Genomic DNA, 25,615 nt, shown 5'->3' with positions numbered 1-25,615 from the left:
TAAGCTACGTAAGTTTTATATTTTGAGTATGCGCGACGATCCACTGTTCACACCGTTCTATTCCTCGTCAGCGTTAGATGTGTATAAGGGGCAGGCTGACGCTGGCCCGCCAGGGCGGGGCGGACGCGCAGGACGCGTTCGGCTTCGACGCCTCGGGCTTCACGGTCTCGGGCAACAGCCTGCGCGACGCGAATGGGGCGACCTTCGCCACCTTCACCGACACGGCCGGCACGCTCACGATCACCTTCACCGGCACGAACGTCGCCACCTCGGCGCTCGCCGACGCGGTGGCACGCGCCGTCACCTACGCCAACACCTCCGACACGCCTCCGACCTCCGCCACGCTGGTCTGGACGTTCTCGGACGGCAATGCCGGCGCCCAGGGCTCGGGTGGCGTCGGGACTACCACCGGCACCACCACCGTCACGATCACGGCGGTGAACGACGCGCCGATTCTCAGCGGCACCCAGGCGACCCTGGCGGCCGGTACGGAGGACACCGCCTTCAAGGTGACGACGGCCGAGCTGCTCCAGGGCTTCGCCGATCCCGAGGGCACGACCCTCGTCCTCTCCGGCCTCAGCGTCGATCACGGCACCATCGTCAGCGACGGGGAGGGCGGCTACACCGTCACCCCGACGGCCGACTATAACGGCCCGATCACGATCAGCTACAGTGTCGGCGACGGCACGGCTTCGACCCCCGCCACCTTGACCACCACCCTTGAGGCGGTGAACGACGCACCGCGCCTCACCGGCACCCGGGCGACTCTGGCGGCCGGTACGGAGGACACCGTCTTCACGGTCTCGGCGGCCGATCTGCTGCAGGGCTTCGCCGATCCGGAGGGCACTCCCCTCGTCCTCTCCGGCCTCAGCGTCGATCACGGCACGATCGTGAGCGACGGGGCGGGCGGCTACACCGTCACCCCGGCCGCCGACTACAACGGCCCGCTCGTCATCAGCTACAGCGTCGGAGACGGCGCGACCTCCATCCCCGCCACCCTGAGCACCACCCTCACGGCGGTGAACGACGCCCCGCGACTCACCGGTACCCAGGCGACCCTGGCGGCCGGCAGAGAGGACGCTGCCTATACGGGTCGGCTCTCCGACCTACTGAAGGGCTTCACCGACATCGACAGCGAAACGCTCGCGGTCACGAACCTGAGGGCCGATCATGGCACGGTGACGATCACGGGCGGGACCTTCACGCTTACGCCGGCCGCCGACTATAACGGTTTGGTCACGCTCAGCTACGATGTCGGCGACGGCACGGCCGTCACGGCAGCGACCCGGGCGCTGACTCTCGCCTCAGTCAACGACGCCCCCGTCGTGACCGATGACGTGATCGAGGTTGTTCAGCGAAGTTCCGTGGCGAGTGGCGTGCTCGGCAACGACATCGACTCCGATGGCGGCATCCTGACGATCACCGCGATCAGGGCGGTGACCGCCGGTACGGCCAAGACGGCCGTCGACGGTACCACTGTGATCGCCGGCCGCTACGGCACGCTGACCCTGCAGGGGGACGGCAGCTACACGTACGAAGCCAATACCGAGGGCCGGGTCGCGGTGGGAGCAAGCGTCGTCGACGACTTCCTCTACACGCTCTCCGACGGTCAGGGTGCCACCGGTTCCGCGCATTTGCGTGTGACTGTCACTGGCTCCAACCAGGGTGATGCGGGCGACAATATCTTCCTGCTGACCGGCCCGGGGACGAGGGCCTCCGGGTATGACGGCGACGACACCTACATCGTCGACAATGCCGGTGATCGTGTCTTCGAGGCGGCAAGCGGCGGCAGCGATACGGTGATGACGAGCGTGAGTTACACGCTGGCAGCCGGTCAGGAGATCGAGACGCTGAGGACCACGAGTGGCGTCGGCACGACCGCCATCAAGCTCACGGGCAACGAGTTCGCCAACAAACTGGTGGGCAATGACGGCGACAACGTCCTCAACGGCGGCAAGGGAGCCGACCTGCTCTACGGCAAAGCCGGTAACGACACCTACATTGTCGACGATGCCGGTGATCGTGTCTTCGAGGCGGTAAGCGGCGGCAGCGATACGGTGATGACGAGCGTGAGCTACACGCTGGCAGCCGGCCAGGAGATCGAGACGCTGAGGATGACGAGCGATGCCGGCACGGTCGCCATCCAGCTCACCGGCAACGAGTTCGCCAACAAACTGGTGGGCAATGACGGCGACAACGTCCTCAACGGCGGCAAGGGAGCCGACCAGCTCTACGGCAGCGCTGGCGACGACACTTACATCGTCGACGATACCGGCGACCGTGTGGTCGAAGCCGCTGACGGTGGCACCGACACGGTGAGGACCAGCGTGAGCTACACCCTGTTGGCCGGCCAGGAGATCGAGACGCTGAGGACGACGAGCGACGCCGGTACGACCGCCATCCAGCTTACCGGCAACGAGTTCGCCAACAAGCTCGTGGGTAATGACGGCGACAACGTCCTCAACGGCGGCGGGGGAGCCGACCAGCTCTACGGCGGCGCCGGTAACGACACCTACATCGTCGACGATGCCGGTGATCGCGTCCTCGAGGCGGCTGACGGGGGCATCGACACGGTCAAGACCAGCGTGACCTATACGCTGTTGGCCGGCCAGGAGGTCGAGACGCTGAGGACCACGAGCGACACCGGCACGGCCGCCATCGACCTCACCGGCAACGCGTCCGCCAACAAGCTGGTGGGCAATGACGGCGCCAACGTGCTGAACGGTGGCGCCGGTGCCGACGTGCTCAACGGCAGGGACGGCAGCGATACGTTCGTGTTCTCGTCGAACCTCGGCTCCGCCAATGTCGACCGCCTCGCCGACTTCTCGGTGCCGGAGGACACGATCCAACTGGCTCGGGCAGTGTTCAGCGCTCTCGCCACAGGCCAGCTTGCGGAGGCCGCGTTCAAGGATCTCGGCAATGCCGGTGCCGTGGTGGATGCGACCGACCGCATTCTCTACAACCACAAGACCGGCGCGCTTTCCTACGACGCCGACGGCAACGGCACGGCCAGCACCGCCGTCCAGTTTGCCGTCATCGGCACGAAGGAAACACTGACCCACCTCGACTTCCTGGTGGCGTAAGCGGCGCGACACCCCCTGGCCGATCCATTCTGTTCGGCCAGGGCTTTATGGGCTGTCGAGCCTTCGGCTCCATGCAAGGCATACCGGCCTGGCAGGCATCTTGAGACTGTTAAGGACCGTATGTGAACCGCCTCGGGTTTTTCGGAGGCTCCAACTCTTGAGAGGATGGAGCCTCCGAAAAACCCGGGGCGGTTCAATGCCCGAAAAACCTGCGCTCAGCGCGGACCATTTTGCTGGGTCAGGATAACGCTGTCGCAACGGCCCTGCGCATGGTGCCCATGGCCGATAGTGGCGACCTTGCCGGCTGCTGGAACGGTATCTTCGGGTTCCGGCCATCCATGGGCAGGGGGCCCGTCGCTGCCGGGTCCGGAGGGCTATATCCAGCAACTTGCCACGGATGGTCCCATGGCGCGGAACGTCACCGATCTCGCGCTCCTCTTATCGGTGATGAGTGGGCCCGATCCCCGTGCACCCCTTATCCCTTTGCTCAGGCCAAGCCCTGGCCCACGGTCATCGCCGGCACGTCCATGGATACGTATCATCGCTGGATCGAAGTGGTGGTACCAGCGACCTTGTCCGGATGCCCCACGATCTGCCTGCCGTTGGCTCCATGGGCACAGGACGGACGATCATCGGGGCTGCAACTCATCGGAAGGCCGAGACAGGGCGCTGCTCTGCATAGCCCGTGCATTCGAGGAAGTGAGTTACGATCACAGCGACTTCCTTCATGAAGAGATGGGCATAAACAGCAGCGCTGTTTGCCGCCTTCAACGTTCTGTACGGCACCTTGCTCGGCGGCGGCACGCAGCATCATCGCCACGGCAAGGTCAAGCGCCTCCTTGACACAATTCAGGGCTTCTTCTCCGGCCTGACCCGTCGGCGCTTGCCGCAACATACCTTCACTGGCGTCGGCGACCCGACGATGTGATCGCGCGCGGCAACGCAGGTTACCGGGAATTGCTAAACTGATAGCGCAAAGCAGATAAGCTTTGCGCTTTTGCCTAAATGTTAAAATTCAATCAACAAGCACAATCAATGGGGCCCAAGCGAAGTGTCAGTATCGATGCGCTTGGGCCTAATTTCTCTTCAGCGATTCACCAGCGGTAGCGTAGCGTCGCCAGCACGGTTTGACGATTGCCGTAGAAGCAGCCGGTCGCGGCGATGCAGGTCGATACGTAGGTCTTATCGAACAGGTTCGTCGCATTGACCGCGAGATCCACGCCTTTGAGCGCTGGGTAGCGGTAGCCGAAATCATACCGAACGGTCGCGTCGACCAAGGTGACGACCGGGATATGGTAGAGGTTGGCGTTGTCCCCGACCGAGGCACCGATGTAGCGCACGCCCGCCCCGAGACCGAGCCCGGCCCAATCGCCCGTTCGGACCGTGTAGTCGAGCCAGGCCGACGCCTGGTGTTGGGGCACGAAGGGGAGTTCGTTCCCGATGAAGCTTGCCCCGGTCGCGTTCGCATTCGCCTTGGTGATCTCGCTGGTCATGGCGGCGTAGGAGGCGATCAGGTCGAGGCTCTCGGTCAGGCTGGCCTTGACCTCCAGTTCGACGCCGCGGACGCGGGCCTCACCGGTCTGCGTATTGAACCGAAAGTTTGACTGGTCCGGTGTCAGAACGTTCTTCTGCGTCAGATCGAACACCGTTCCCGTCATGAGGAGGTTCGTGCCGGGCGGCTGAAACTTGATGCCGCCTTCGATCTGCTCGCCCTTCGTCGGTGCGAAAGGCTGGAGGGCTCGGTCCGTGCCGGCGGTGGGCTGGAACGAGGTGGCGTAGCTGATGTAGGGGGCCAAGCCGCCGTCCAGCAGATAGCTCAGCCCGACGCGACCCGTGAAAGCGGCGTCATCCTGTTTTACCTGGGAAAGCACACCGTTCGCGGCATTCGTCGTGCGGGTCACCGCGTCGGCCCAGTCCTGACGCCCGCTGACGGTCAGGCGGAAGCCGCCGAAGCGGATCTCGTCCTGCGCGTAGAGTCCGGTCTGGTTTCGTCCCTGGGTGATCCGCGTGCCGAGCGGGGGACGCGTGACCGTGCCGGCATAGACCGGGGCGAACACGTCGAGGGAGGGAACGGACCGTAGCTGGGACTCGTCGTACCGGGCGTCTTCGCGCAGATAATCCGCGCCGAGGAGAAGCGTATGCGCGAAGGGGCCGGTGGAAAAGCGGGCTTCGGCCTGGTTGTCGATGTTGAACAGGTCCGACCGCTCCGGGAAGGCCCAGGCGTAGCGGGAGAGCGTGCTGTTATCGGCGCCGAGGCCGATTGCCTGCACACGCTGGGTATTGGCGTCGACATGCGAGTAACGCAGGTTCTGCCGGACGGTCCAGACGTCGTTGAAGCGATGCTCGAACGCGTATCCGATGAAGCCCTGCTGCAGCTTGAACCGGTCGTAATTCGGCTCTCCGATGAAACGGTTCGTGGGGATGCGCCCCTTAGGGTTCGCGTAGAGCGTGCCCAGGGCGGGCAGGCCCTGCGGCGCTCCCCCGCCGGGCGAGTCGATGTTGAGATACTGCGACAGGATCGTCAGGGACGTATCGGTATCCGGCCGCAGGGTGAGGCTCGGCGCGATGAAGACGCGGTCTTCCTCGAGATAGTCGAGTTGCGTCCCCGTGGTGCGGGCCAGACCGGTCAGTCGATAGAGGATCTTGCCATCCGGATCGATCGGCCCGGACAGGTCGAAAGCGGCCTGCGCACGCCCGAAACTGCCGGTCTGGAGTTGGATTTCACGCAGCGGCGTCGCCGTCGGGCGCTTGCTCACGAGGTTGAGCAGGCCCCCTGGGGAATTCTGACCATACAGTCCCGATGACGGCCCCTTCAGCAATTCGACACGCTCGAGACCATAGGATTCGACACGCGGTTGCGAGTAGCCTCGAGCACCGAAGGGTAGCCGCAATCCATCGAGGTAGCGGCCCGGCACGAAGCCTCGGACGTAGAGCCAATCATAGCGCACATCCGTGCCGTACTGGTTCATCACACCGGGCGTGTAGAGCAGGGCCTGACTGACGCTCTGGGCCTGACGGTCCTCGATCTCCTTGCGCCCGACCACGTTGATGGCCTGTGGGGTCTCCAGGATCGGCGTTCCGGTCTTGGTCGCGGTGGCGCTGCGGCGGGCGACATAGCCGTGGACGGGACCTATGGCGTTCTCACCCGTCACCTCCAGCACGTCGAGGGCTACGGCCCCGGCCTGATCCGGGGCGACGACATCGGCCTGTGCCACCACGCGCAGGAGGGTGGCGGAGCGCTCGGCGGTGAACTGGGGCGTCAGTCCCGTGCCGGCCAGGAGCCGCCGCAACCCTTCCGCACGGTCGTAGCGTCCGACGACCGCGACCGAGCGCAGATGTCGGGTGGCGCTGCTGTCATAGATCAGCTGGACGCCGCTGGCCGTGCCATAGGCCGCGAGGGCTTCGTCGAGGGGCATGGCAGGAAGGGCGAAGTCGATCTCCGTGTCCTGGGCCGGCATGAGCGCCGATGCCTGGACGAGGTGTGGTCGACCCATCGCTGCAGCCGTGCCGGCATGCTCGATCGCTGCCGAAGCCGCAGCCGGCAGGGCGGCGACCAATGTCGCGAGACCGCTCAATCCAATGGCCATCCGGTACTGGTCCCGTCCCCGGTCTTGTCTGCTACGCCGCACCGTCATCAGCCCCATCGTCTCAAGGCGGCTTGCCACCGCTGCGCGACGGGTCGTGATCGCCCGTCTGACTCTTGAGACGCTGCGGAGCCCGTCACCCCGCAAGAAAAGTCCGTGACGGGTCAGCGCAGGATGACGAGCCGGTCGCTGAGTCTGAATTCGGAGAGGGCGAGGGCGGTTCGGATGTTCGTGAGTGCCTCTTCCGGACGGGACAGGTGGAAGATGCCGGTCACCCGCCGGATTGAAGCCGCCGAACTTCCCAGCACGATCCGACCGGGGCGATAGCGGTTGAGATCGTCGACCACCTGGGACAACGGCGTATCGCGGAAGACGAGAAGGCCGCGCCGCCACGCCGCTGTCGTCGCCGTGTCGATGGAATGAACGCCCCCTGCCCCGCGCGTCGTGTCGACCCCCTGGCCGGCGGCCAGCACCGTCGGCGGCGCGCCCGGTTCCGCGATCACCTCGACGGAGCCCGAGAGGCAGGAAAGCTCGGCGTCCGTCCCGCCGGTCCAACCGGTGAGCCCCTTGGCCGGACGGCAGCGAACGACGAACTCCGTCGCCATCCCGGGACGCGTGGCCACATGCGCCGGACCGACCGTCAGGAAGATCGGACGCGCATCGGCGGGGACCGTGACGGCGACGGCCCCCGCATGCAGGACGAGAGTGCCGGCTTCGGCTGTTCGGGCATCGAGGGCGGTTTCGGCATCGAGCTCGATCCGCACCCCTCCCGGCAGATCGACCGTCCGCACCTCTCCGGTGCCTGTTCGGAAATCCGCGCTCAGTTCGGGCCAGTTCACAAGGAAGGCAGCCCCGCTCGCGGCGATGGAGGCCGAGGCGATGCCCAGACCCGCACCCCGGAGAATCCGGCGGCGGGAGATGCCACGCGGTGCCACCCGGATAAGGGTGGGGGCGACCTGCTTCGGGAGCGCGATGCCGGCCTGGCGCCACAGCTTCGACGCGGCAAGGAAGGCGGCATCGTGCTCGGGCCGCGCGCGCCATGCGGTGAGGGCCTCGGCATCGGCGTGCGTTGCCGTCCCGGACGTCAATCTGACGATCCAGGCACGAGCCTCCCTTTCGACGGCCGCTAGGTCGCCGGACCCATCTTCACGATCGTGATCCCCGGCGGTCATAGCTTTCGCGCCTTCTCCTCGTGGGCACGCCGCAAGAGCATTCCGAGACTGTGGCGTGCAAGGGCCACTTTCCCGCAGCGACGGCGTGGACAGCCGATCCGACCGGATCCTCGGAGCCTTCGCTGGTCATTGGTATGACTCTGCAACACAGCCCCTCGGTTGCGGGCCGTTACGATGGTAGACGCCTCCGCCCGTGCCGCCCCGCAATCAGCGTCCATGGTGATCGATCCGTAGGCGCTCGGCGCAATGGTCCAGTGCCATCCGAACCTCCGATTCGACGGTGCGGAGCGAAACACCGAGATGCGTGGCTATGGCCGCATGGCTCATGCCCTCGATCCGGCTGAGACGGAATGCAGTCGCCCGGCGAGGCGGCAACTCGGACAGCGCCTGCGTCAGACAGCGGAGATCGGCTCGTGCCTTGGCATCCCGGTCAGGTCCCGGTGCGTCATCCGGCACCGAAAGATGGGCGGCAATGTCATCCGCGCTGAGCAGGTATGCCCGACGTGCCTCGGCTCGCCGATGATCGATCGCCAAGTTCGCCGCGACCTTGAATAGGAATGCGCGTTCGTTCTGCAGCGGGGGATCGTCCAGGGCGACATGGGCCACCCGAAGAAACGTCTCGTGCGCGAGATCGGAGGCTTCGTGAACACCCACTTTCCGACCGAGAAACCGCAAAAGTGCCTCGCGATGGGTGCGATAAAGTATGCTGAGCCGGGACTCCTGTTCGGACTGCGTTCGGGAAACGCGGAGCATTTCGAGTGCCGAGTTAAAGCATCCTGGAACAGATGCGCGTAAATGATCGGATTGCAAAAATCCGTTACACACACAAGAGGCAATTCACGCAGAGTCGTGATGCTATCAATATTAGAATTAGTACAATGAAATAATCAATTCAGTTTCGGACGGCGTATGCGCGGCCATGCCTCGGATGCTTTCCTGAATCGTCTCATTGGGAGCTATATTTGTATGTATTATAGACTAACTCATGAATTTTTAACTGTGTATCATATTTTAAAAACTGTTGTGAGTCGTAGAATACCTATGAACTTTTCATTCGGCAATCGGGAGCGGCCGACTTTCTGTACTAAATTCCCATCGAGGCAATCTGTATCGCCGCAAAGCAAGGAATTACTTATTCGTAAGCTTTAGATTTAGGAAGATGCTGCCGATAAAATTTAGTAACGGCTCGTCGCTAGCCGACGTCATTCATCGCCGCATCATCTTACCTTCTACCTTGAATGTTTGAGGCAGATCCTCTGTCCCTGCCCTTCCCCAAAGAGGAGTCGGAGGCTCGTTCACACGCGGGAGCGCCGAGAGTCTCCCGTAGGAAACTCGCCGCCCTAATCCTCTATCGCTGCATGGAATTCACGGAAAACCGCTTCGAGATCTCGGTGCGCACATGCTCGCGGAACAGGCGTACGCGTGCCGGCAACTCCCGTCCCGCCAGGCTCACCGCCCTCAATGCCCCGCCCGTGGTGGCCCAGGGCTCGAGAACCCGAACGAGCAGGCCCGCTTCGAAGCCACGGGCAGCGATCAAGCTCGGGAGGTGCCCGATGCCCGCCCCGGCCAGGGTCAGTCTGAGTGTCGTCGCGAAGTCGCTTGCCCGGATGGCGGGACGGATGCCGACCTGTTCCGTGCGCCCTCTGCCGTCGTTGAGAAGGATGCCCATCACGCCGGGCCGTTCGCGCGCAAGGATCACGTCGTGTTCTGCCAAGGCCGCAGGCGCTGTGGGAGCCGGCTTCGAGGCGAGGTAGGCGGGCGTCGCATATAACGCCATCCAGACGTCCAGGATCCGGGTGGACCGGTAGCCCGTCTCCTCCACGTCCCCCAGTCGCAGGGCGAGGTCGATCCGATTGGCCGCCAGGTCGAGGCGCGTATCGGTGTTCAGCATCTCGACCGTGACCTGCGGGTAGGCCTCTCTGAAGCTGGCGACGATGTCGGGCATCACCTCGATGCCAAAGTCGACGGAGGTGGTGATCCGCAGGTGTCCTGCCGGCACCGTCCGTGCGTCGCGGGCCGTCTCCGCCGCTTCATCGAGGAGAGCCAGGCATTCCTGGACCTTGGCGTGGAAGGCGAGGCCTTCCGCCGTCGGCGATACCGCCCGAGGATGGCGCGCCATCAAAGTAGCACCCAGGGCGGTCTCGAGCCGTGAGAGTCTTCGGCTGACGCTGCCCTTGGTCTCGCGCAGGCTCTCTGCCGCCGCCGTGACGGTGCCGAGATCGACGACGGCGCAGAACGCCCGCAGGTCGTCGAGATTGCCGCCGAAGGTTTCCGTTCTCGCAACCATGTGGTGCGAGATAGCAGGCTCTACGCGGCCTGCCAACGGGACTATTCGGATCGTCGTCAGGTTGCGGTTCCTTCCCGACCTCCCGTTCACAGCAGTTCGATTCCGTCTCGGAGACGACCATGAAACTCCTTCTCGCTTCAAGTCTCGCCCTTGCCACCGTCCTCGGCGGTGGTGCGTCGGCCCAGACGCCGCCGACCCGCGACCCTGCCCAGATCCAGGCCGGCACCTACGCCGTCGATCCCGGCCATACCCAGGTCGGCTGGCGCGTATCCCACATGGGCTTCTCGAACTATGCCGGCGGCTTCTCGGACGTCTCCGGCACCCTCGACCTGCAGCCGAAGACCCCGGCCACCTCGAAGCTCTCGATCAAGATCCCCGTCGCCTCGGTGACGACGACCAGCGACAAGCTCACCGGCGAACTCAAGGGCGACCAGTGGCTCGACGCGGGCAAGTTCCCCGAGATGACCTTCGTCTCGACCAAGGTGACGCCCGAGGGGAAGGACAAGGCCAAGGTCGCGGGCAACCTCACCCTGCATGGCGTGACCAAGCCGGTGACGCTGGACGTGACCCTGGTCGGTGCGGGCGTGAACCCGCTCAACAAGAAGGTCACGGTCGGCTTCGAGGCGACCGGGACGCTCAAGCGTTCTGAGTTCGGCGTGAAGACCTACGTCCCGCTGATCGGCGACGACCTGCACCTCACCATCGCGGGCGCCTTCGAGCGTCAGGACTGACACCAAGCGAGGAGAGCGGCCATGGTGTCCGGCCTGTCCGCGCGGCGCTACACCGTCGTGGCCATCCTTCTGCACTGGACGAGCGCGCTCTGCGTGCTCGCCCTCATCGGCATGGGCCTGGTCATGACACATGCAGGGCTGGCGCCGATGCGCCAGTTCCAGCTCTACCAGTGGCACAAGTCGGTCGGGATCACCGTCCTGGTCCTGACGGCCCTGCGCCTCGCCTGGCGCGTCGTGCATCGGCCGCCCCCGCATCCGGCCGGGATGCCGGCCCATGAGCGTCGGGCGGCCGGCGCGGCGCACGGCCTGCTCTACCTTCTGCTCATCGGCCTGCCCCTCACCGGGTGGGCGGTCGTCTCGCTGTCGCCCTTCAACATCCCCACGGTGCTGTACGGCCTCGTGCCGTGGCCCCACCTGCCCCTGGCCCCGCTCCTTCCGGATGCGGCCGCGGTCGAGAGAGTCCTCAAGCTCGTCCACGCCTACGGGGCGTGGTTCCTGACCGCGCTCCTCGTGCTGCACGTGGCGGCCGCGCTGCGCCACCACCTCATCCTCCGCGACGACGTCCTGCGCCGCATGCTGCCCGGACGCGGACCCGCGACATCGTCCGAACCCATTGAAGCGATCCGATGAACCCGCGAGCCTTATGCCTCCTGATCGCCCTGCAAGCGGTCGCCTCGCCGGTCGCAGCTGCGGAATGGGCGGTCGATCCGGCCAAGAGCGCGATCCGGTTCTCGGGCGTGCAGGTCGGCGCCCCGTTCTCCGGGCGCTTCGAGCGCTTCGAGGCGAAGGTGGATTTCGACCCCGCCAAGCCGGAGGCCGGGCATGCCACGGTGCTAATCGACATGGCGAGCGCCCGCACCGGGGACGTCCAGCGCGACGAGGCGCTGCCGCAGAAGGACTGGTTCGACGTGAAGTCGGCCAGCCAGGCCCGCTTCGAGGCTACGCGGTTCATCGACAAGGGCCATGGCGACTACGAGGCGGTGGGCACCCTGACGATCAGGGGCACGAGCCGACCGCTCACGCTCCCGTTCCACTTCTCGCTTGGCGAGGGCCAGGCCCGCGCAACCGGACATGTCGGCCTCGTCCGCACGGAGTTCGGCGTCGGACAGGGTGCCTGGGCTTCCGGGCAGTGGGTGGCGCTCGAGGTCGGGGTCGACGTGGACCTCGTCGCTATGTCCAAGCCCGGGACCTGATCCCGGGGCGGCGAGGAAGGACAGTGTCCTTGCGCTTCCTGCTCGTAGCTGCGGTGTAGTTCCCCACTATGGGATCCTGCCCCGCCCAAGAGAATCGCGGCGGGATCGTTTCGCTGGCCCGACGGCACGCACCACAAAAAGTCCTTCCAGCAAAAAATGTAGCGCGCCTTCTAGACGACCGGTCTAATTTCAATTAATTGAGGGCTATGGCACGCGTCACTGCACACACCGACACACGACAGGGCATCCTCGATACCGCCTACGGCCTCGTGGGCGCGAAAGGGTTCTCCGGGGTCGGACTCAACGAGATCCTGACCTCGGCGGGTGTCCCCAAGGGGTCATTCTACCACTACTTCGGCTCCAAGGAGGCTTTTGGGGAGGCTCTCCTGGCGGACTACTTCGAAACCTATCTCGCCGGCCTCGACGCGACGCTTGCAGAGCCGGGGCTGAGTCATGCCGAACGCTTGATGAACTACTGGCGAAAATGGCAGGCCACGCAGGGGAGCGTCGACTACCAGCGCAAATGTCTCGCGGTGAAACTCGCGGCGGAAGTCTCGGACCTGTCCGAGGCGATGCGCATCGCCCTCAAGGGCGGCACCGCCGCGATTATCGAAAGGCTCTCGCGGTCCATCGCGGCAGGCGTGGCAGAGGGTTCGCTCGGGATCGAGAGCGAGCCGTCGACGACCGCAGAGGACCTGTACCACGTCTGGCTCGGTGCGAGCCTGATGGCCAAGATCGTCCGGACCGACGCACCGTTCGAGGCGGCCATGGGAACGACCCGGCGCATCCTCGGCCTCGCGTCACCCTGATCCATGCCGTTCTGACGGCACGGAGTGCCGTCTTCTATACGTCTGAATTCAAGACGACTGGTCTACTTCCGTCTGGACGAGCCATCGTCCCCGGCCCGGCGGGTGAACCGACCACTCAGAGGGAGAAAACCGATGCCCCACCGCACGACAACACTTACCGCCTCGACCTTCGCCACCGCCGGACTGATGGCAGTCCTGACTCTGCGGGAAGCTGCGGCGCAGGAGCGGATAACGCTGGAGACCATTGGCGCGGTCCGCATGGCCCGGTTCGAGGAGGTCCGCGCGGCGAACCCCGAGCTCCGCCCCGCGCGGGCGGCCCCGGCGCGCGAACCCGTCGCGGAACGCACCGCGACGACACGGTAGCTCCGGCCCACCATCCCCGGGCCGGTGCCGTTCGCAGAACCGGCGGACGGCCCGACACACAAGACTTTTCTCGCACCCAAGCGAAAGACACGGAGAACGACAATGAAGATCCTCATGGTGCTGACCTCGCACGACCGCCTCGGCGACACCGGCCGCAAGACCGGCTTCTGGCTGGAGGAACTCGCGGCCCCCTACTACGTGTTCAAGGATGCCGGGGCGGAGGTGGTCCTGGTGTCGCCCGAGGGCGGCCGCCCACCCCTCGATCCGAAGAGCGCCGAGGCGAGCTTCCAGACCGACACGACACGCCGCTTCGAAGCCGACGCGGCGGCCATGGCGGTGCTCGCCGAGACGGGTAGGCTCGATGCCGTCGGCCACGAGGGCTTCGACGCGGTCTTCTATCCCGGCGGTCACGGGCCCCTCTGGGACCTCGCAGAGGATCCGGCCTCGATCAGGCTCATCGAGACGACGCTCGGAGCCGGCAAGCCCGTAGCCCTGGTCTGTCACGCCCCCGGCGTCCTGCGCCATGTCAAGGCAGCCGGCGGGAAGCCCCTCGTCGAAGGCCGGAAGGTCACCGGCTTCACGAACACCGAGGAGGAGGCCGTCGGCCTCACCCAGGTGGTGCCGTTCCTGGTCGAGGACGAGCTCAAGCGGAACGGGGGCCTCTACACCAAGGGAGCCGACTGGGGACCCTTCGTCGTGACCGACGGCCTGCTCATCACCGGCCAGAACCCGGCCTCGTCCGGCCCGGCCGCCGAGCGTCTCTTTGCCCACCTCGCGCGGAGCTGAGGAGGCGGGCGCCCTCGCCGGCGCCCGCGCCCGACCGATCCCGCCCCACCCATGATCGTCGCCCGGCCAGGCCAGGGCGATCCGCCTGCATCTGCGCCCTCGAAGGACCCCAGCCCATGTCAGCCGACATCGTCTTCTCGGACGCGACCCGTCTCGCCGAATTGATCCGCACGCGCCAGGTCTCGCCAGTCGAGGTCGTGCAGGCACATCTCGACCGCATCGCGGCGGTTGACCCCAAGGTCAACGCCATCGTCACCATCGCAGAGGGGGCGCTTTCCGCCGCGAAGGAGGCCGAGGCGGCGATCATGGCCGGCAGGGAACTCGGCCCCTTGCACGGCGTGCCGTTCACCGCGAAGGACTCCATCGACACGGCCGGCGTGATGACCCAGCGCGGCTCGCCCATCTTCAAGGGCCGCGTCCCCGACACCGACGCGACCAGCGTCGCGCGCATGAAGAAGGCCGGCGGCATCCTGCTCGCCAAGACCAACCTTCCCGAGTTCTCCTATTGGATCGAGAGCGACAACCTGCTCTCCGGCCGCTCGAACAATCCCTGGGACCTCGACCGCACGCCCGGTGGCTCAAGCGGCGGCGAGTCCGCTGCCATCGCGGCGGGCATGTCACCCCTCGGTCTCGGCACCGATCTCGCCATCTCGATCCGGGGTCCCGCCGCTCAGACCGGCATCGTCTCGCTGAAGGCGACGCACGGACGTGTGCCGATGACTGGCATCTGGCCGCGGGCGCCCCGCCGCTTCTGGCACGTCGGCCCGATGGCGCGCAGCATTCGTGATCTCGCGCTCGCCTTCTCGCAGCTGGCAGGCCCCGACGGACTGGACGCCTTCGCGACCAGCGCCGTTCCGTTTGATGCCGGCGTTGGTACCGTGCCGGATCGCAAGCTCAAGGTTGGCTGGATGGTCGGGCCGGGCTTCGGTCCCATCGACACGGAGGTGGCGGCGACCGTCAAGGCGGCGGCCGAGGCGCTCAAGAACGAGGGTCACCACGTAGAGGAGGTCCATATCCCGGCGCTGGAGCGGGATTTCGCCCTCGACGTGTTCAACAAGCTCCACGTCATGGAGATGAAGCCGGCTTTCCGGGAGGCGACCGCCGGGCACGAGGACCAGATGTACACGATGGCCAAGACCATGCTGTCGCTGCCCGACACCTCGATGGAGGACTACATCGCGGCCGAACAGGCGGCGGAGCGTCTCCGGGACGGCTATGCGACCTACTTCCGAGATTACGACGTCCTTCTCACCCCGGTGCTGCCGGTGCCGGCGCACAAACACGGCATCACCGAACTCGTCGTCAACGGCGAGACCGTCGACCTGACCTACCTGCAAGGCGCGACCGTGCCCCTCAACGTGACCGGCCTGCCGGGCCTGTCTATGCGCTTCGGGACCAGCCGGGAGGGTATGCCCATCAACGTGCAGTTGGTGGGGCGCTGGCAGGCAGAGACAACGATTCTGCATGCCGCCGCGGTACTGGAGGGCGTCAGCACAGTCCGCGGCCGGCACCCAAGCATCTGACAGGCGGGAGCCTGCCAGTGAGCGCTTCGGGGTCCCCGGCCATGACCGGAGTCGATTGGCGCAAATGTGGGTAGCGGCCAAACCCCGCTTCCCGAGCGAACGTCTGCTTCCTGTGATTTGCTATCCGAGACCGGACAGGAAGGAGATTATCCCCGCCCGGTATTTGGGCCAGATACAAAGCACAGGACCGACACCTTCAAGCTCTCGACCGATCCCGCCTTCGTCGACAAGGTCCGGGACGTGGTCGGCCTCTACATGGCTCCGCCGCATCGTGCCGTGGTTCTGTGCGTCGACGAGAAGCCGCAGATCCAAGCCCTGACGGACACGGCCCCCGTGCTGCCGATGCGACCTGGCCAGCCGGAGCGTCGAACCCATGACTATCGCCGCCAGGGCACGACCGACCTGTTTGCCGCCCTCGATATCCAAGCCGGGACTGTGATCAGCCGCTGCACACGCCGACATCCGCTTCGTGGCTCAACCTCGTCGAGGGCTGGTTCGCCCTCCTGACCCGACAGCGTCTGCAACGCGGCGTCTTCGAACAAACAAATGATCTTGAAGCTACGATCCACGCCTACTACTAGGTGAACATCCCTGGTTTGGCAGATCTGCGGGCCATCAACCCGGAAAGAACCCTCATTTAGGTTTCGCTTCAACCGGCGTGTCTTAAAAAGAAACGGCGAGCTCCGTCGAGGAGCTCGCCGATCCGGTCTGTCTGGCGGTGGAGGGGCGGAGGTTTTTTGCAAGACAGAAGACGATTCCGGACGAGTCCGTCGCAAATATCCCCTCGCGTTTCAAAGATCTCTTTCGAGACCCAGTGGGATCCGGTGTTGAGACGAAACCCTGGACTTGGAGATACCGGCCTAGTCATGCCGATATCAAGGACACCATTCCTTGGGGAATGGATCTCGCAGCGCCTCGTGAAACGCCCGCCAGCCGCTCCGGTCGGCGGGAGCTTGGTGTGAGACACTCAGTTCGGCAGCGCGAACACGGTCAGCTGGCCACCGAGATTGGTATACTGGGACAGGGCGGTGTAGCCACCCACCGCGCCGAGACCGGCATTCGGGTCGGTCAGACCGGCCGCGAGGCCGATGCCGGCCCAGCCACCGACACCCGACAGGATGCCGATGAATTGCTTGCCCTTGTGCTGGTAGGTCATCACGTTGCCGACGATGCCCGACGGGGTCTTGAACTTGTAGAGCTCCTTACCGGTCTTCGAGTCGACAGCCTTCAGGTAGCCTTCGAGCGTGCCGTAGAACACCACGTCACCGGCAGTGGCGAGAGCGCCCGACCACACCGAGAATTGCTCGGGGTTGGACCAGACGATCTTCCCCTTGATGTTGTCCCAGGCAATGAAGTTGCCCATGCCGCCGTGACCGTTGGGAGCCGGGTACATGGCCAGCGTCGCGCCGACATAGGGCTGGCCCGCCGTGTAGGAGACCCGGAACGGCTCGTAGTCCATGCAGACGTGGTTGGTGGGCACGTAGAACAGGCTGGTCTTCGGCGAGAACGCAGTAGGCTGCTGGTCCTTGGTGCCCAACGAAGCGGGGCAGATACCCTTGGAGTTTGTGTCCTCGCCGTTCTGCTCCGTCGAATACCGATCGACGACCAGCGGCCGGCCGTAGGTCTTGGAGCCCTTATCCATGTCCACCTTGGAGGCCCAGTTCACCACCGGATCGAATTTTTCCGCCACCAGCAATTCACCCGTGCTTCGGTCCATCGTGTAGGCGAAGCCGTTACGATCGAAGTGGGTGAGGAGCGGACGCTCTTTGCCGCCGATGGTCTGATCCGTGAGGATCATCTCGTTGATGCCGTCGTAGTCCCACTCGTCGTGCGGGGTCATCTGGTAGACCCACTTGGCCATGCCGGTGTCGGGGTTGCGTGCCCAGATGGTCATGGACCACTTGTTGTCGCCCGGACGCTGGACGGGGTTCCAGGTCGAGGGGTTGCCGGACCCGTAATACATCAGGTCGAGCTTCGGGTCGTAGGAGAACCAGCCCCAGGTACAGCCGCCGCCGGTCTTCCACTGATCGCCTTCCCAGGTCTTCAGCGAGGAATCCTTGCCGATGGGTTTGCCGAGCGACGTGGTCTTCTCAGGATCGACGATGAGATCGCTGTCCGGCCCCATAGAATAGCCGCGCCATACCTTCTTGCCCGTCCTGGAATCGTAGGCGGTGACGTGGCAGCGCACACCGTACTCGCCGCCCGCGATGCCGACGATGATCTTGTCCTTGACCGGCAGAACTGTCGCGGTGTTGGTCTCGCCCTTCCTGGGGTCGCCGTTGACGACGGACCAGTTCACCTTGCCGGACTTGGCGTCGAGCGAGACGACGGTGGTGTCGGCCTGGTGCAGGATGATCGCGCCGTCGGCATAGGCGAGACCACGGTTGACCGTGTCACAGCACATCACCGGGATGACCGCCGGATCCTGCTTGGGCTCGTACTTCCAGACGATGACGCCATCCTTGTCGAGGTCCAGGGCGTAGACCACGTTCGGGAAGGGGGTGTGGACGTACATCATGTTGCCGACGACGAGCGGCGAGCCCTCGTGGCCGCGCAGGACGCCCGTCGAGAACGTCCAGGCCACCTGCAGTTGCTTCACGTTGCCGGCGTTGATCTGGTCGAGCTTCGAATAGCGCGTGTTGGCATAGTCGACCGTCTGCAGAACCTGCTCGGCCGGATCGGCTGTGCGCTTCAGGACGTCTTCGTTGGCCACGGCCAGCGACGCGCCGGACAGAGCCAGGGCGCTCAGAACGGAGCCATGCAACCAAACCGACTTCATCGATTCTCTCTACAATGATCAAGGGCTTCGAGCGGCGCTACTCGCCGGCTCGATTGAAGGCCGCCTCGGACACGCTCATTAAGCTCTTAAGAGACGCGGTTTGCGTAGGGAGGCCGTCCCGATCGGAGCTGGGATATTTTCCCGATCTATCCGCGTGTGCGCTCGTTCGCCTCGGAGGCCTCCCTCGAAGCTGCCTCGGCTTCGAGCGGTTGGCGGGTCTTCAGCAGCCCCGCACCGATGGCGAACCAGACGAGTTCGGCATCGGTCTGGAGACCGAGCTTCGCCTTGATGCCCGAATTGTAGTTCTGGATCGTCTTCTGGCTGAGGGACAGCGCATTCGCGACGGCCTCCGTGGTGAGGCCCGAGGCGACGAGGCCCAGAACCTCGATTTCGCGCGGCCCGAGATCCTTGAGCGGCGAGGTCCGGCCCGACAGGCGCTCGGCGGCGATCTCCCGGGCGATATCGACGCTCACCGCCTGCTCGCCCTTGGCCACCGCCTCCATGACGGTGATCAGCTCCATGGGCGGACTGCTCTTCGTCACGTAGCCCATGGCGCCGGCCTCGAAGGCCTTGAGGGCGAAGGGAGCGCCCTGGTGCATGGTGAAGACGAGGATGCGGGCCGTCCGGTCGAACCCGCGAATGAGCCGGATCGCCTCGAAGCCGCTGGCCCCCGGCAGGCTGATGTCCATGACCACCACGTCGGGGCCCTTGGTCCGATAGAGACGGTAGGCGTCCATGGCGTTCTCGGCCTCCGCCGTCACGCTGTAGCTGCCCTGGCGCTCGAGGAACTTGCGGTAGCCGGCGCGCACCACGGGATGATCGTCGACGAGCATGATCGAGAGGCCGCTCACGCCGGGTGATCCAGATGGGATGCGACAGAGCCGGCCGCGCAGGGAATCGTGGCTTCGATCCGGATCCCCATTGGCGCCGCCCCGATGGAAAGGACACCGCCGAGGGCCACCACCCGCTCCCGGATGCCAAGGATCCCATGACCGCCGCCCACGGTCAGGTCCGCCGGATCCCCGCCGCCATCATCCTCGACGATGAGCGACACGGCCCGCGCCGGCTCCGATGCGCAAACGATCCTCACCTTGACCTCGCTCGGCCGCCCGTGCCGGACAGCGTTGGTAAGGCACTCCTGCGCGATGCGATAGAGCGCCAGGGCCACGGGTTCGGGCACGATTCCGGGATCACCCACGATGTCGAGGCGGAAGACCGGACGGGCGCTCCCGCTCGACGGTGCGGTGGAGGCGGCCTGGGGGGAGAAACTGCGCGCGTTCCAGGTGGCGACGAGATGATCGAGGCAACGCACCAACCCCATTTCGGTGAGTTCGGGAGGCCTCAGGCGAGCGAGCGCGTTGCGGAGCGTCTGCATCATGCGCTCGGTCAGGACGCCGATCTCCCCGGCATCCTCGGCAATGTCCGGACGGTCGCCGCGGGTCCCGGCGGCGATGGCCCCCGCGAGAGCGGAGGTCGCGGTGAGGCATTGACCGAACTCATCGTGCAAGTCCCGGCCCAGCGAACGGCGCTCTTCTTCCTGCACGATGAAGAGCCGCTTGGTCAGCGTCGCGCGCTGCTGCGTCGTGAGGGCCAGGCGTCCCGTCAGGTCATTGAAGGCCCGCGCGATATGCTGGAACTCGCGTGTCCGGAACGCCGGCAAACGCACGGTGAGGTCGCCGGTCTCGAGCCGTCGCAATCCGCCGGTGATGATCTCCGCGGGCATCAGGGCGTGTCCGACCACCAGTACGACGAGGAGGCAGATACCGCCCGACATCGTGGCCGCGATCAGGAACTCGACGCTCACCTGACGCCAGGCCTTGCGCAGAACGGCGGCATGATCCGCGACCGCCGAGACGGTCCCGACGCTGCGCCGGTTGACGAGAAGATGCCGCTCGACGGGTCGGCTTTCACCGAAGATCATGGTGTAGAGCCGGACGAAGATTTCCGGCGGCTCGGGGCTCACTTCCGTTTCGTTTCCGCACAGGCGCCGCGGCGTCTCGTCGAGCCATGTAATCGTGACGCAATAACCCGGACTGATGACGCGCAGAACATCGGAGCTGCGCCAGTCCGGAAACGCGTATTTGGCGTTGCGCCCCGCGCTTCCGCGCCACGTCAGCTCGCGCCAGCCAAACTCTTGCACCTCGCGCACGACCCGATCGGCCGAGGAAGTCGCATCGGCTTCGATGGTCCGGTTTACGTCGAGAACGACCCACACGACCGCACAGGCTAGACAGAGGAGCGCGATGGCAATCACTTGCAGGACAACGCTCGTGACGATCCGCATAACCTATTGTTCCTGCGCGCAGCGACACTACGGAGCTGCGTGCACGCTGGTGAGGGGGGCTTTGCCAAGCGAGGCGCACTCTAATCAAGTCTTTTGTCGAATGATCGCAGGCGTTCCGGCCGTGTGGCAAGGCGGAATGACGCCGGCTTTGCTACTCGACGGTACGCCCCAGATATCGATCAGCCCCCACAATGCCCAGGTTCATTTCCGTTTGGCATGGGCCGCTTCGCCGAGGCGCGCCACCGGTCGCTCGCTCGTCGCGATGCCCGAAGCGTCGAGCTAGCACTACTTTGGCATTCTTGCCTGAAGAGCCATGATGGAACTTCGTGGAGGTTCAAGCCGCGTCAAAATCCTCTGGTTTGAGGCACCTGAGATTGGAATGCTCAGGCTATTTTTCTGCCTGTGGCGTAAATATAGGTCAAAATAATTTTTTGCCAAAGTAGTACTGAAGGCTGTCATCAACCGTTTGTCAGTCGAGCGACCTGTTTGAGCATGAGGCAGACGAAGGCGACCATGTGGAGTTCGGCGAGTGTGCTAGGATAGCGCTCGTAATCCTTGACGAGGCGGCGGAAGCGCGTCGCCCAGGCGAAGGAACGCTCCACGACCCAGCGGCGCGGCAGCAGCACGAACCCACGCTTGGCCTCAGGGAATTTGACGACCTCCAGTTCGATGCCGTGTTCTCGGGCGGCCTTGGCCGGCTTTTCCCCTGTATAGCCCTGGTCGACATAGCCGAGATCGACGCTGTCCCCGGTGGTGGCCTGCACGGCTTGCGCCAGATGCCCGACCTGGGCCCGGTCGTCGGCATCGGCGGGGGTGACGTGCAGGGCCAGGAGATGGCCCAATGTGTCGACGGCCAGATGGACCTTCGAGCCCTTCTTGCGCTTGGCCCCATCGTAGCCGGCCCGCTCGCCGCTCTCGGGCGTCGAGCGCAAGGTTCGGCTGTCGAGGATGGCCGCGCTCGGCTCAGGAGAACGCCCGGAAGCCAGGCGCAGGAGCGCCCGCAGATCGTCGGAGAGTTGCTCGAAGCAGCCTGCCGTCAGCCAGCGCTGGGCCTGCTGGTAGACGGCTTCCCAGGGCGGGAGGTCGTGGGGCATCCATCGCCAGGGTGCCCCCGTCTTCACCACGTAGCGCAATCCGTTGAACGCCTCGCGAAGCGAAGACTCACGCTGCCCCGCATCCTCGCGCAGCAGCGTCAGGTACGGTGCGCCGCGCACCCATTCATCATCGGAAACATCGGACGGGTAGGCTTGGCGCGAAGAGGTCACGTCTCCTCATCTGGATTCCAGACCGCCCAGGTCCACGACAGCCTCTAGCTTGCCGCGATAGCTCGCATCAGTGATTCTGCTCACGCATCAACGTCTCAACGCAGTGTGCGGCCTTGAGGGCTCGGGCATCGTCGCCATGGCGGGCGATCACCTGCACACCGAGCGGCAACCCGGTCGGGGTGCTTCCCACCGGCACGGTTACGCAAGGAACACCCATCAGCGTCCAGAGCCGGTTGAAGCGGGAATCGCCCGTGCTGGCATACCCTTCCGGCGCCGGGCCGGGGGCTGAGAGCGTCAGGATCACGTCCAGATCATGCTCGGCGAACTGATCGGGCAATTGCCGCCGGGCGCGACCCGCCACCTTCAAGGACGCATCGTATGAATTCGGCGACACGTTCTGCGCGTCATCGAGATGCGCTCTTAGAAGTGGGCCGAGGTTCGCGCGATGCGTGGCGTATTCCCAATTGAGCGCTTGGGCCGCTTCGAAATCCTGGATCGTACCATGAAACCCGAAGGCTTCGGCGAACACCGCCGGCAGGACCACGTCACACACGCGGGATCCTATGGCCTCGGCGGCGGCACGCACGCGTTCGAGGGCATCCAGCGCTTCGGGCTCCGCATCAGCACAGAAATCTTGCAGGACGACACCAATCCGCGGTGTACCCGGATTGGTTGTGGGAAGGTCGATGCCGGGACGCCCTGTCATCTGCGCGAGGGCGAGGGCGGCATCCGCGACGCCCGCCGTGAACAGGCCCAGCGTGTCGAGCGTCCAGGAAAAGCATTTCATGCCCACCGTGGGTAGGAGCCCGAAGGACGGTTTCATCCCCACCACGCCGCAATAGGCAGCCGGCCTGATGACGGAGCCTCCGGTCTGCGTACCGAGGGCCAGCGGCAGCATCCCCGCCGACACGGCGGCGGCCGAACCCGCCGATGAACCGCCCGGCGTATGGCCGGGATGGCGCGGATTGCGGGTTTGGGTCGGGTCAAGGAAGGCGAAGGCCGTCGTGGTGGTCTTGGCCAAAGGCACAGCGCCGAGCCGCCTCAGGCGCGCCACCGCGGCTGCATCGGCGCGCGGGCGCCAGCCTTCATAGATCGGCGATCCCATCTGCGTCGGCAGGTCGGCCGTGTCGAGGATGTCCTTCACTCCCACCGCAATGCCCGCGAGGGGCCCCTGCTCCGCCACGAACGGAACGGGATTACGGCTCACCAGCGCCTGGATCTCAGGCTCGTGCTCGGCGATCGCAGCTGTGGAGAGGGCGATGGCCTCACGTGGTGTGAGCGAGCCGGCATCGATCTGCTTGCGCAGCGACAGTAGGGAAAGCATGGGGCAGCGTCCCGATGATGGCGGCGTGCGGCTTTCAGGAGGCAGGAAAGGTGATCGGACGTGCGAGAACCGTCTCGCACCAGCGCGCCGTGCGGAGCAACGCCAGATCGTTGCGGTATGTGCCGACGAGCTGGATCCCGAGCGGAAGCCCTCGGCTCTCCCCAGCCGGAAGAGCGACCGCCGGCACGCCGAGGCAGGTCCAGGGGACGCAGAAGGCGGGGTCACCGGTCGAGGCCAGCCCTTCCGGGGCGGGACCGGCGGCGGGCAGGGTCAGGACTGCATCGTAGCCTGCCAGCACCCTATCGAGGTCCGCCCGCAGATCGGCCTGCCGCCGACGCGCTTCCACGTAGGCCACGGCCGGGATCCGCGCCCCCTCCGCCACGAGATCCTTGAGCGGCTGGCTCGTCCGGTCTGGAAAGCGCTCCACCAGCGATCCGAAGCAGACGCTCGCCTCGACGGCGAGGAGAGTGCGCGCGCAGTCCCACAGGACTTCGAACGCGGCGGGGAGCACGAGGTTGGACACATGGGCTCCGGCCGTTCGGAAAGCTGTCGTCGCGGAGTCGAGCAGCGCGCGCTGCTCCGGTTCGGCCCTGTCCCAGATCGTGGTCTGAACCAGCGCCAGGCGCGGCGCCTCGCGGGGGGGCAATCCCGTGTCGAGGTCGATGGAAAAGCCCGGCAATGGGCGGCCGTGCAGGTCCGCCTCGTCTCGGCCGATCAGACGCGCCAGGGCGAAGGCGGCATCCGTGACCGAGCGGGTGAACAGGCCGACATGGTCGAGGGAGGAGGCCAGCGGGTGAACGCCGACCCTCGGAATTGCGCCGTAGCTCGGCTTGAGGCCGACGACCCCGCAATAGGCGGCCGGCCGGATCACCGATCCGAAGGTCTGGGTACCGAGCGCCAGGGGAACGATCCCGGCCGCTACGGCAGCGGCCGAGCCGCTCGACGAGCCGCCCGGCGTGTGCCCGCGCCTCCATGGATTGTGCGTCGGCCCCGGGTGACGCCAAGCGAATTCTGTCGAGACCGTCTTGCCCAGTACGGAGGCCCCGAGGGACTTCAGGCGAGCGACGATCCAGGCATCCGCGGCGGGCACGTGGTCGGCATAGACGGGCGAGCCGTTCGTGGTTGGCATGTCGGCGGTGGCGATGATGTCCTTCACCCCGACGGGGATGCCCTCCCAGGCACCGTCTCCCGGCGCGGGATCCGCCGCGAGGACGGTGAAGGCGGAAAGATCCGAGCGCGCCCGGGCTGCATCATGGCAGGCCACGAGGTAATCGCCGGGGGACACGTGTCCATCGCGAAACGCCCGCAGGGCGTCGACGAGACCGAGGTGGTTGAGCATCAACGAGTCCGTTGTCTTGCGGAACCGAACGCCGCGCCGATGCGGCGTAGCGTTCGGACGTTTCCGGCCTCAGTTCGCCGCGAGGCTCTTCTCGATGAAGTCGCGGCGCACGAAGGTGGCGTAGTCGGGCAGGGCCGAGAGGTTGCCCAGTGCCACCTGGGTCTCCATGCCGGTTTTCAGGGCCTCGGCGGAGATGTCGACGCTGTCGGGATAGACCTTCTCCCGCATCATGCGTTTGACCGCGGCTTCGACGACGGCGGGGTCGAGGTTGGGGAACTGCTTCTTGGCGATGGCGATGGTCTTCTCGGGCTCGGCATGCATGAAGCGGATCGCCTTCTGCATCCCGGTGACGACTTTCTGGGTGATGGCCGGATCGACGTCCTTGCGGGCGCTCACGGAGGAGAAGGCGTAGGGACCGTAGCGCTCTGGAAAGCCCAGCACGACCTTCATGCCCTTGGCCACCACCTGGTCGAGGCCGGGCTCGTACATGACCGCGATCTTGGCTTGGCCGGCGAGGAGCGGCCCCGGCTCGGAGCCGAGCTGGACCTGGGTCATCTCGACGTCCTCGGGTTTCAGTCCGTTCTCCTTCAGGAGCTTCAGGAACAGCGATGTGCTGGTGGTCGGCATCAGCCCGGTGACGATCTTCTGACCCTTCAGGTCCTTCACATCGTTGAAGGTCACGTCGGGAGCGGTCGCGATCCAGACTGCGGCTCCGTTGACCACGTTCGCCACCACGTTGACCGGCGCGCCCTTCGAGGCGGCGATGGCGGTCCATTCGGGGCCGTGGATCGAGTACTGCGCGCTCTTTGAGATCACGGCCGAGAGCGCCACGGCAGGCGCCCCCGCCGTCTCCTTCGTTACTTCGACGCCTTCGCCCGCGAAGAAGCCGCCATCCATGGCGACGTAGAAGGGCAGGTAGAGCATCGACTGGAAGGCTTGCGAGATCGTGACCTTGTCCGCCGCACGGGCAGGCAATGACACGAGACTGGCAAACCCCAGGGTCGCTGCCAGGGAGGCCGAGAAACGCAGATGCTTGGAACGGATCATCCGTGGGAGCCCTCTTCGGGAATGTCTAGGTATGGGTGAGTTTGGA

At 65.4% G+C, this 25,615-nt stretch carries 19 protein-coding genes and 1 pseudogene; 9 read left to right on the top strand and 11 right to left on the bottom strand.

Annotation, left to right across the window (positions count from 1 at the left end; translation table 11 throughout):
* The first annotated feature begins 77 nt into the window (after positions 1 to 77).
* Positions 78 to 3,083, top strand: coding sequence for a cadherin-like domain-containing protein (locus MBTS_RS03490; protein WP_192215079.1), 3,006 nt, complete (start codon positions 78 to 80; stop codon positions 3,081 to 3,083).
* Between the two features lie 1,094 nt (positions 3,084 to 4,177).
* Here MBTS_RS03490 and MBTS_RS03480 read toward each other — a convergent pair.
* From MBTS_RS03480 to MBTS_RS03465, 4 genes are all read right to left on the bottom strand, one after another.
* Positions 4,178 to 6,748 carry a TonB-dependent siderophore receptor gene (locus MBTS_RS03480; RefSeq protein ID WP_238253671.1) on the bottom strand — a complete coding sequence of 857 codons (2,571 nt, stop codon included), beginning with the start codon at positions 6,746 to 6,748 and terminating at the stop codon, positions 4,178 to 4,180.
* Between the two features lie 83 nt (positions 6,749 to 6,831).
* The gene (locus MBTS_RS03475) at positions 6,832 to 7,839 is read right to left on the bottom strand and encodes a FecR family protein (RefSeq protein ID WP_147830295.1); all 1,008 of its coding nucleotides are present in this window, start codon (positions 7,837 to 7,839) and stop codon (positions 6,832 to 6,834) included.
* A 207-nt stretch (positions 7,840 to 8,046) separates the two neighbouring features.
* The gene (locus tag MBTS_RS03470; protein ID WP_192215078.1) at positions 8,047 to 8,592 is read right to left on the bottom strand and encodes an RNA polymerase sigma factor; all 546 of its coding nucleotides are present in this window, start codon (positions 8,590 to 8,592) and stop codon (positions 8,047 to 8,049) included.
* A gap of 595 nt (positions 8,593 to 9,187) precedes the next feature.
* Complete coding sequence (locus MBTS_RS03465) at positions 9,188 to 10,126, bottom strand: LysR family transcriptional regulator (RefSeq protein ID WP_147830293.1); 939 nt, start codon at positions 10,124 to 10,126, stop codon at positions 9,188 to 9,190.
* Positions 10,127 to 10,245: 119 nt separating this feature from the next.
* Between MBTS_RS03465 and MBTS_RS03460 the strand changes: the two genes are divergently transcribed.
* The 8 genes and pseudogenes from MBTS_RS03460 to MBTS_RS03425 all read left to right on the top strand — a co-directional run.
* Positions 10,246 to 10,857, top strand: coding sequence for a YceI family protein (locus MBTS_RS03460; protein WP_147830291.1), 612 nt, complete (start codon positions 10,246 to 10,248; stop codon positions 10,855 to 10,857).
* Positions 10,858 to 10,878: 21 nt separating this feature from the next.
* Positions 10,879 to 11,487 (top strand): cytochrome b, encoded by a 609-nt coding sequence (locus MBTS_RS03455; protein ID WP_192215077.1) that lies wholly within the window; start codon positions 10,879 to 10,881, stop codon positions 11,485 to 11,487.
* Entirely contained in the window at positions 11,484 to 12,050 is a 567-nt protein-coding gene (locus MBTS_RS03450; RefSeq protein WP_056147133.1) for a YceI family protein, read from the top strand. The genes MBTS_RS03455 and MBTS_RS03450 overlap by 4 nt, the downstream gene beginning before the upstream one ends.
* A 206-nt stretch (positions 12,051 to 12,256) precedes the next feature.
* Entirely contained in the window at positions 12,257 to 12,859 is a 603-nt protein-coding gene (locus MBTS_RS03445; protein ID WP_147830287.1) for a TetR/AcrR family transcriptional regulator, read from the top strand.
* A 132-nt stretch (positions 12,860 to 12,991) separates the two neighbouring features.
* Positions 12,992 to 13,222 (top strand): hypothetical protein, encoded by a 231-nt coding sequence (locus MBTS_RS03440; RefSeq protein ID WP_056147129.1) that lies wholly within the window; start codon positions 12,992 to 12,994, stop codon positions 13,220 to 13,222.
* A 102-nt stretch (positions 13,223 to 13,324) separates the two neighbouring features.
* Complete coding sequence (locus MBTS_RS03435; protein ID WP_056147127.1) at positions 13,325 to 14,008, top strand: type 1 glutamine amidotransferase domain-containing protein; 684 nt, start codon at positions 13,325 to 13,327, stop codon at positions 14,006 to 14,008.
* A 116-nt stretch (positions 14,009 to 14,124) separates the two neighbouring features.
* Positions 14,125 to 15,531 (top strand): amidase, encoded by a 1,407-nt coding sequence (locus MBTS_RS03430; protein WP_056147125.1) that lies wholly within the window; start codon positions 14,125 to 14,127, stop codon positions 15,529 to 15,531.
* 180 nt (positions 15,532 to 15,711) lie between these two features.
* Positions 15,712 to 16,106 (top strand): annotated as a pseudogene (locus MBTS_RS03425) (transposase); the annotation flags it as partial.
* A gap of 392 nt (positions 16,107 to 16,498) precedes the next feature.
* On the opposite strand, the gene xoxF5 reads toward MBTS_RS03425, so the two are convergent.
* From xoxF5 to MBTS_RS03390, 7 genes are all read right to left on the bottom strand, one after another.
* A complete protein-coding gene (xoxF5, locus tag MBTS_RS03420; RefSeq protein WP_192215076.1) occupies positions 16,499 to 18,310 on the bottom strand; it encodes a lanthanide-dependent methanol dehydrogenase XoxF5 in 1,812 nt (603 codons plus the stop codon).
* 146 nt (positions 18,311 to 18,456) lie between these two features.
* Entirely contained in the window at positions 18,457 to 19,161 is a 705-nt protein-coding gene (locus tag MBTS_RS03415; RefSeq protein WP_192215075.1) for a response regulator, read from the bottom strand.
* Complete coding sequence (locus MBTS_RS03410; protein WP_238253673.1) at positions 19,158 to 20,459, bottom strand: sensor histidine kinase; 1,302 nt, start codon at positions 20,457 to 20,459, stop codon at positions 19,158 to 19,160. The genes MBTS_RS03415 and MBTS_RS03410 overlap by 4 nt, the downstream gene beginning before the upstream one ends.
* 593 nt (positions 20,460 to 21,052) lie before the next feature.
* Positions 21,053 to 21,859, bottom strand: coding sequence for an IS5 family transposase (locus MBTS_RS03405; protein ID WP_192215074.1), 807 nt, complete (start codon positions 21,857 to 21,859; stop codon positions 21,053 to 21,055).
* Between the two features lie 67 nt (positions 21,860 to 21,926).
* Positions 21,927 to 23,183: an amidase gene (locus tag MBTS_RS03400; protein ID WP_192215073.1), complete on the bottom strand. Its 1,257-nt coding sequence runs from the start codon at positions 23,181 to 23,183 to the stop codon at positions 21,927 to 21,929.
* A 34-nt stretch (positions 23,184 to 23,217) separates the two neighbouring features.
* Positions 23,218 to 24,522 carry an amidase gene (locus MBTS_RS03395; protein ID WP_147830277.1) on the bottom strand — a complete coding sequence of 435 codons (1,305 nt, stop codon included), beginning with the start codon at positions 24,520 to 24,522 and terminating at the stop codon, positions 23,218 to 23,220.
* Positions 24,523 to 24,591: 69 nt separating this feature from the next.
* Positions 24,592 to 25,569 (bottom strand): ABC transporter substrate-binding protein, encoded by a 978-nt coding sequence (locus MBTS_RS03390; protein WP_056147106.1) that lies wholly within the window; start codon positions 25,567 to 25,569, stop codon positions 24,592 to 24,594.
* Positions 25,570 to 25,615: the final 46 nt, after the last annotated feature.

Origin of the sequence: Methylobacterium bullatum, assembly GCF_014845095.1 — a bacterium.
Taxonomy (GTDB): Bacteria; Pseudomonadota; Alphaproteobacteria; order Rhizobiales; family Beijerinckiaceae; genus Methylobacterium; species Methylobacterium bullatum.
This window is presented reverse-complemented; position numbering and strand designations above follow the sequence as displayed.

Excerpts from the sequence above, each read along its gene's own strand:
- MBTS_RS03490 (WP_192215079.1), top strand. The coding sequence starts at position 78 with ATGTGTATAAGGGGCAGGCTGACGCTGGCCCGCCAGGGCGGGGCGGAC.
- MBTS_RS03475 (WP_147830295.1), bottom strand. The coding sequence starts at position 7,839 with ATGACCGCCGGGGATCACGATCGTGAAGATGGGTCCGGCGACCTAGCG.
- MBTS_RS03470 (WP_192215078.1), bottom strand. The coding sequence starts at position 8,592 with ATGCTCCGCGTTTCCCGAACGCAGTCCGAACAGGAGTCCCGGCTCAGC.
- MBTS_RS03465 (WP_147830293.1), bottom strand. The coding sequence starts at position 10,126 with ATGGTTGCGAGAACGGAAACCTTCGGCGGCAATCTCGACGACCTGCGG.
- MBTS_RS03460 (WP_147830291.1), top strand. The coding sequence starts at position 10,246 with ATGAAACTCCTTCTCGCTTCAAGTCTCGCCCTTGCCACCGTCCTCGGC.
- MBTS_RS03455 (WP_192215077.1), top strand. The coding sequence starts at position 10,879 with ATGGTGTCCGGCCTGTCCGCGCGGCGCTACACCGTCGTGGCCATCCTT.
- MBTS_RS03450 (WP_056147133.1), top strand. The coding sequence starts at position 11,484 with ATGAACCCGCGAGCCTTATGCCTCCTGATCGCCCTGCAAGCGGTCGCC.
- MBTS_RS03445 (WP_147830287.1), top strand. The coding sequence starts at position 12,257 with ATGGCACGCGTCACTGCACACACCGACACACGACAGGGCATCCTCGAT.
- MBTS_RS03440 (WP_056147129.1), top strand. The coding sequence starts at position 12,992 with ATGCCCCACCGCACGACAACACTTACCGCCTCGACCTTCGCCACCGCC.
- MBTS_RS03435 (WP_056147127.1), top strand. The coding sequence starts at position 13,325 with ATGAAGATCCTCATGGTGCTGACCTCGCACGACCGCCTCGGCGACACC.
- MBTS_RS03430 (WP_056147125.1), top strand. The coding sequence starts at position 14,125 with ATGTCAGCCGACATCGTCTTCTCGGACGCGACCCGTCTCGCCGAATTG.
- xoxF5 (WP_192215076.1), bottom strand. The coding sequence starts at position 18,310 with ATGAAGTCGGTTTGGTTGCATGGCTCCGTTCTGAGCGCCCTGGCTCTG.
- MBTS_RS03400 (WP_192215073.1), bottom strand. The coding sequence starts at position 23,183 with ATGCTTTCCCTACTGTCGCTGCGCAAGCAGATCGATGCCGGCTCGCTC.
- MBTS_RS03395 (WP_147830277.1), bottom strand. The coding sequence starts at position 24,522 with ATGCTCAACCACCTCGGTCTCGTCGACGCCCTGCGGGCGTTTCGCGAT.
- MBTS_RS03390 (WP_056147106.1), bottom strand. The coding sequence starts at position 25,569 with ATGATCCGTTCCAAGCATCTGCGTTTCTCGGCCTCCCTGGCAGCGACC.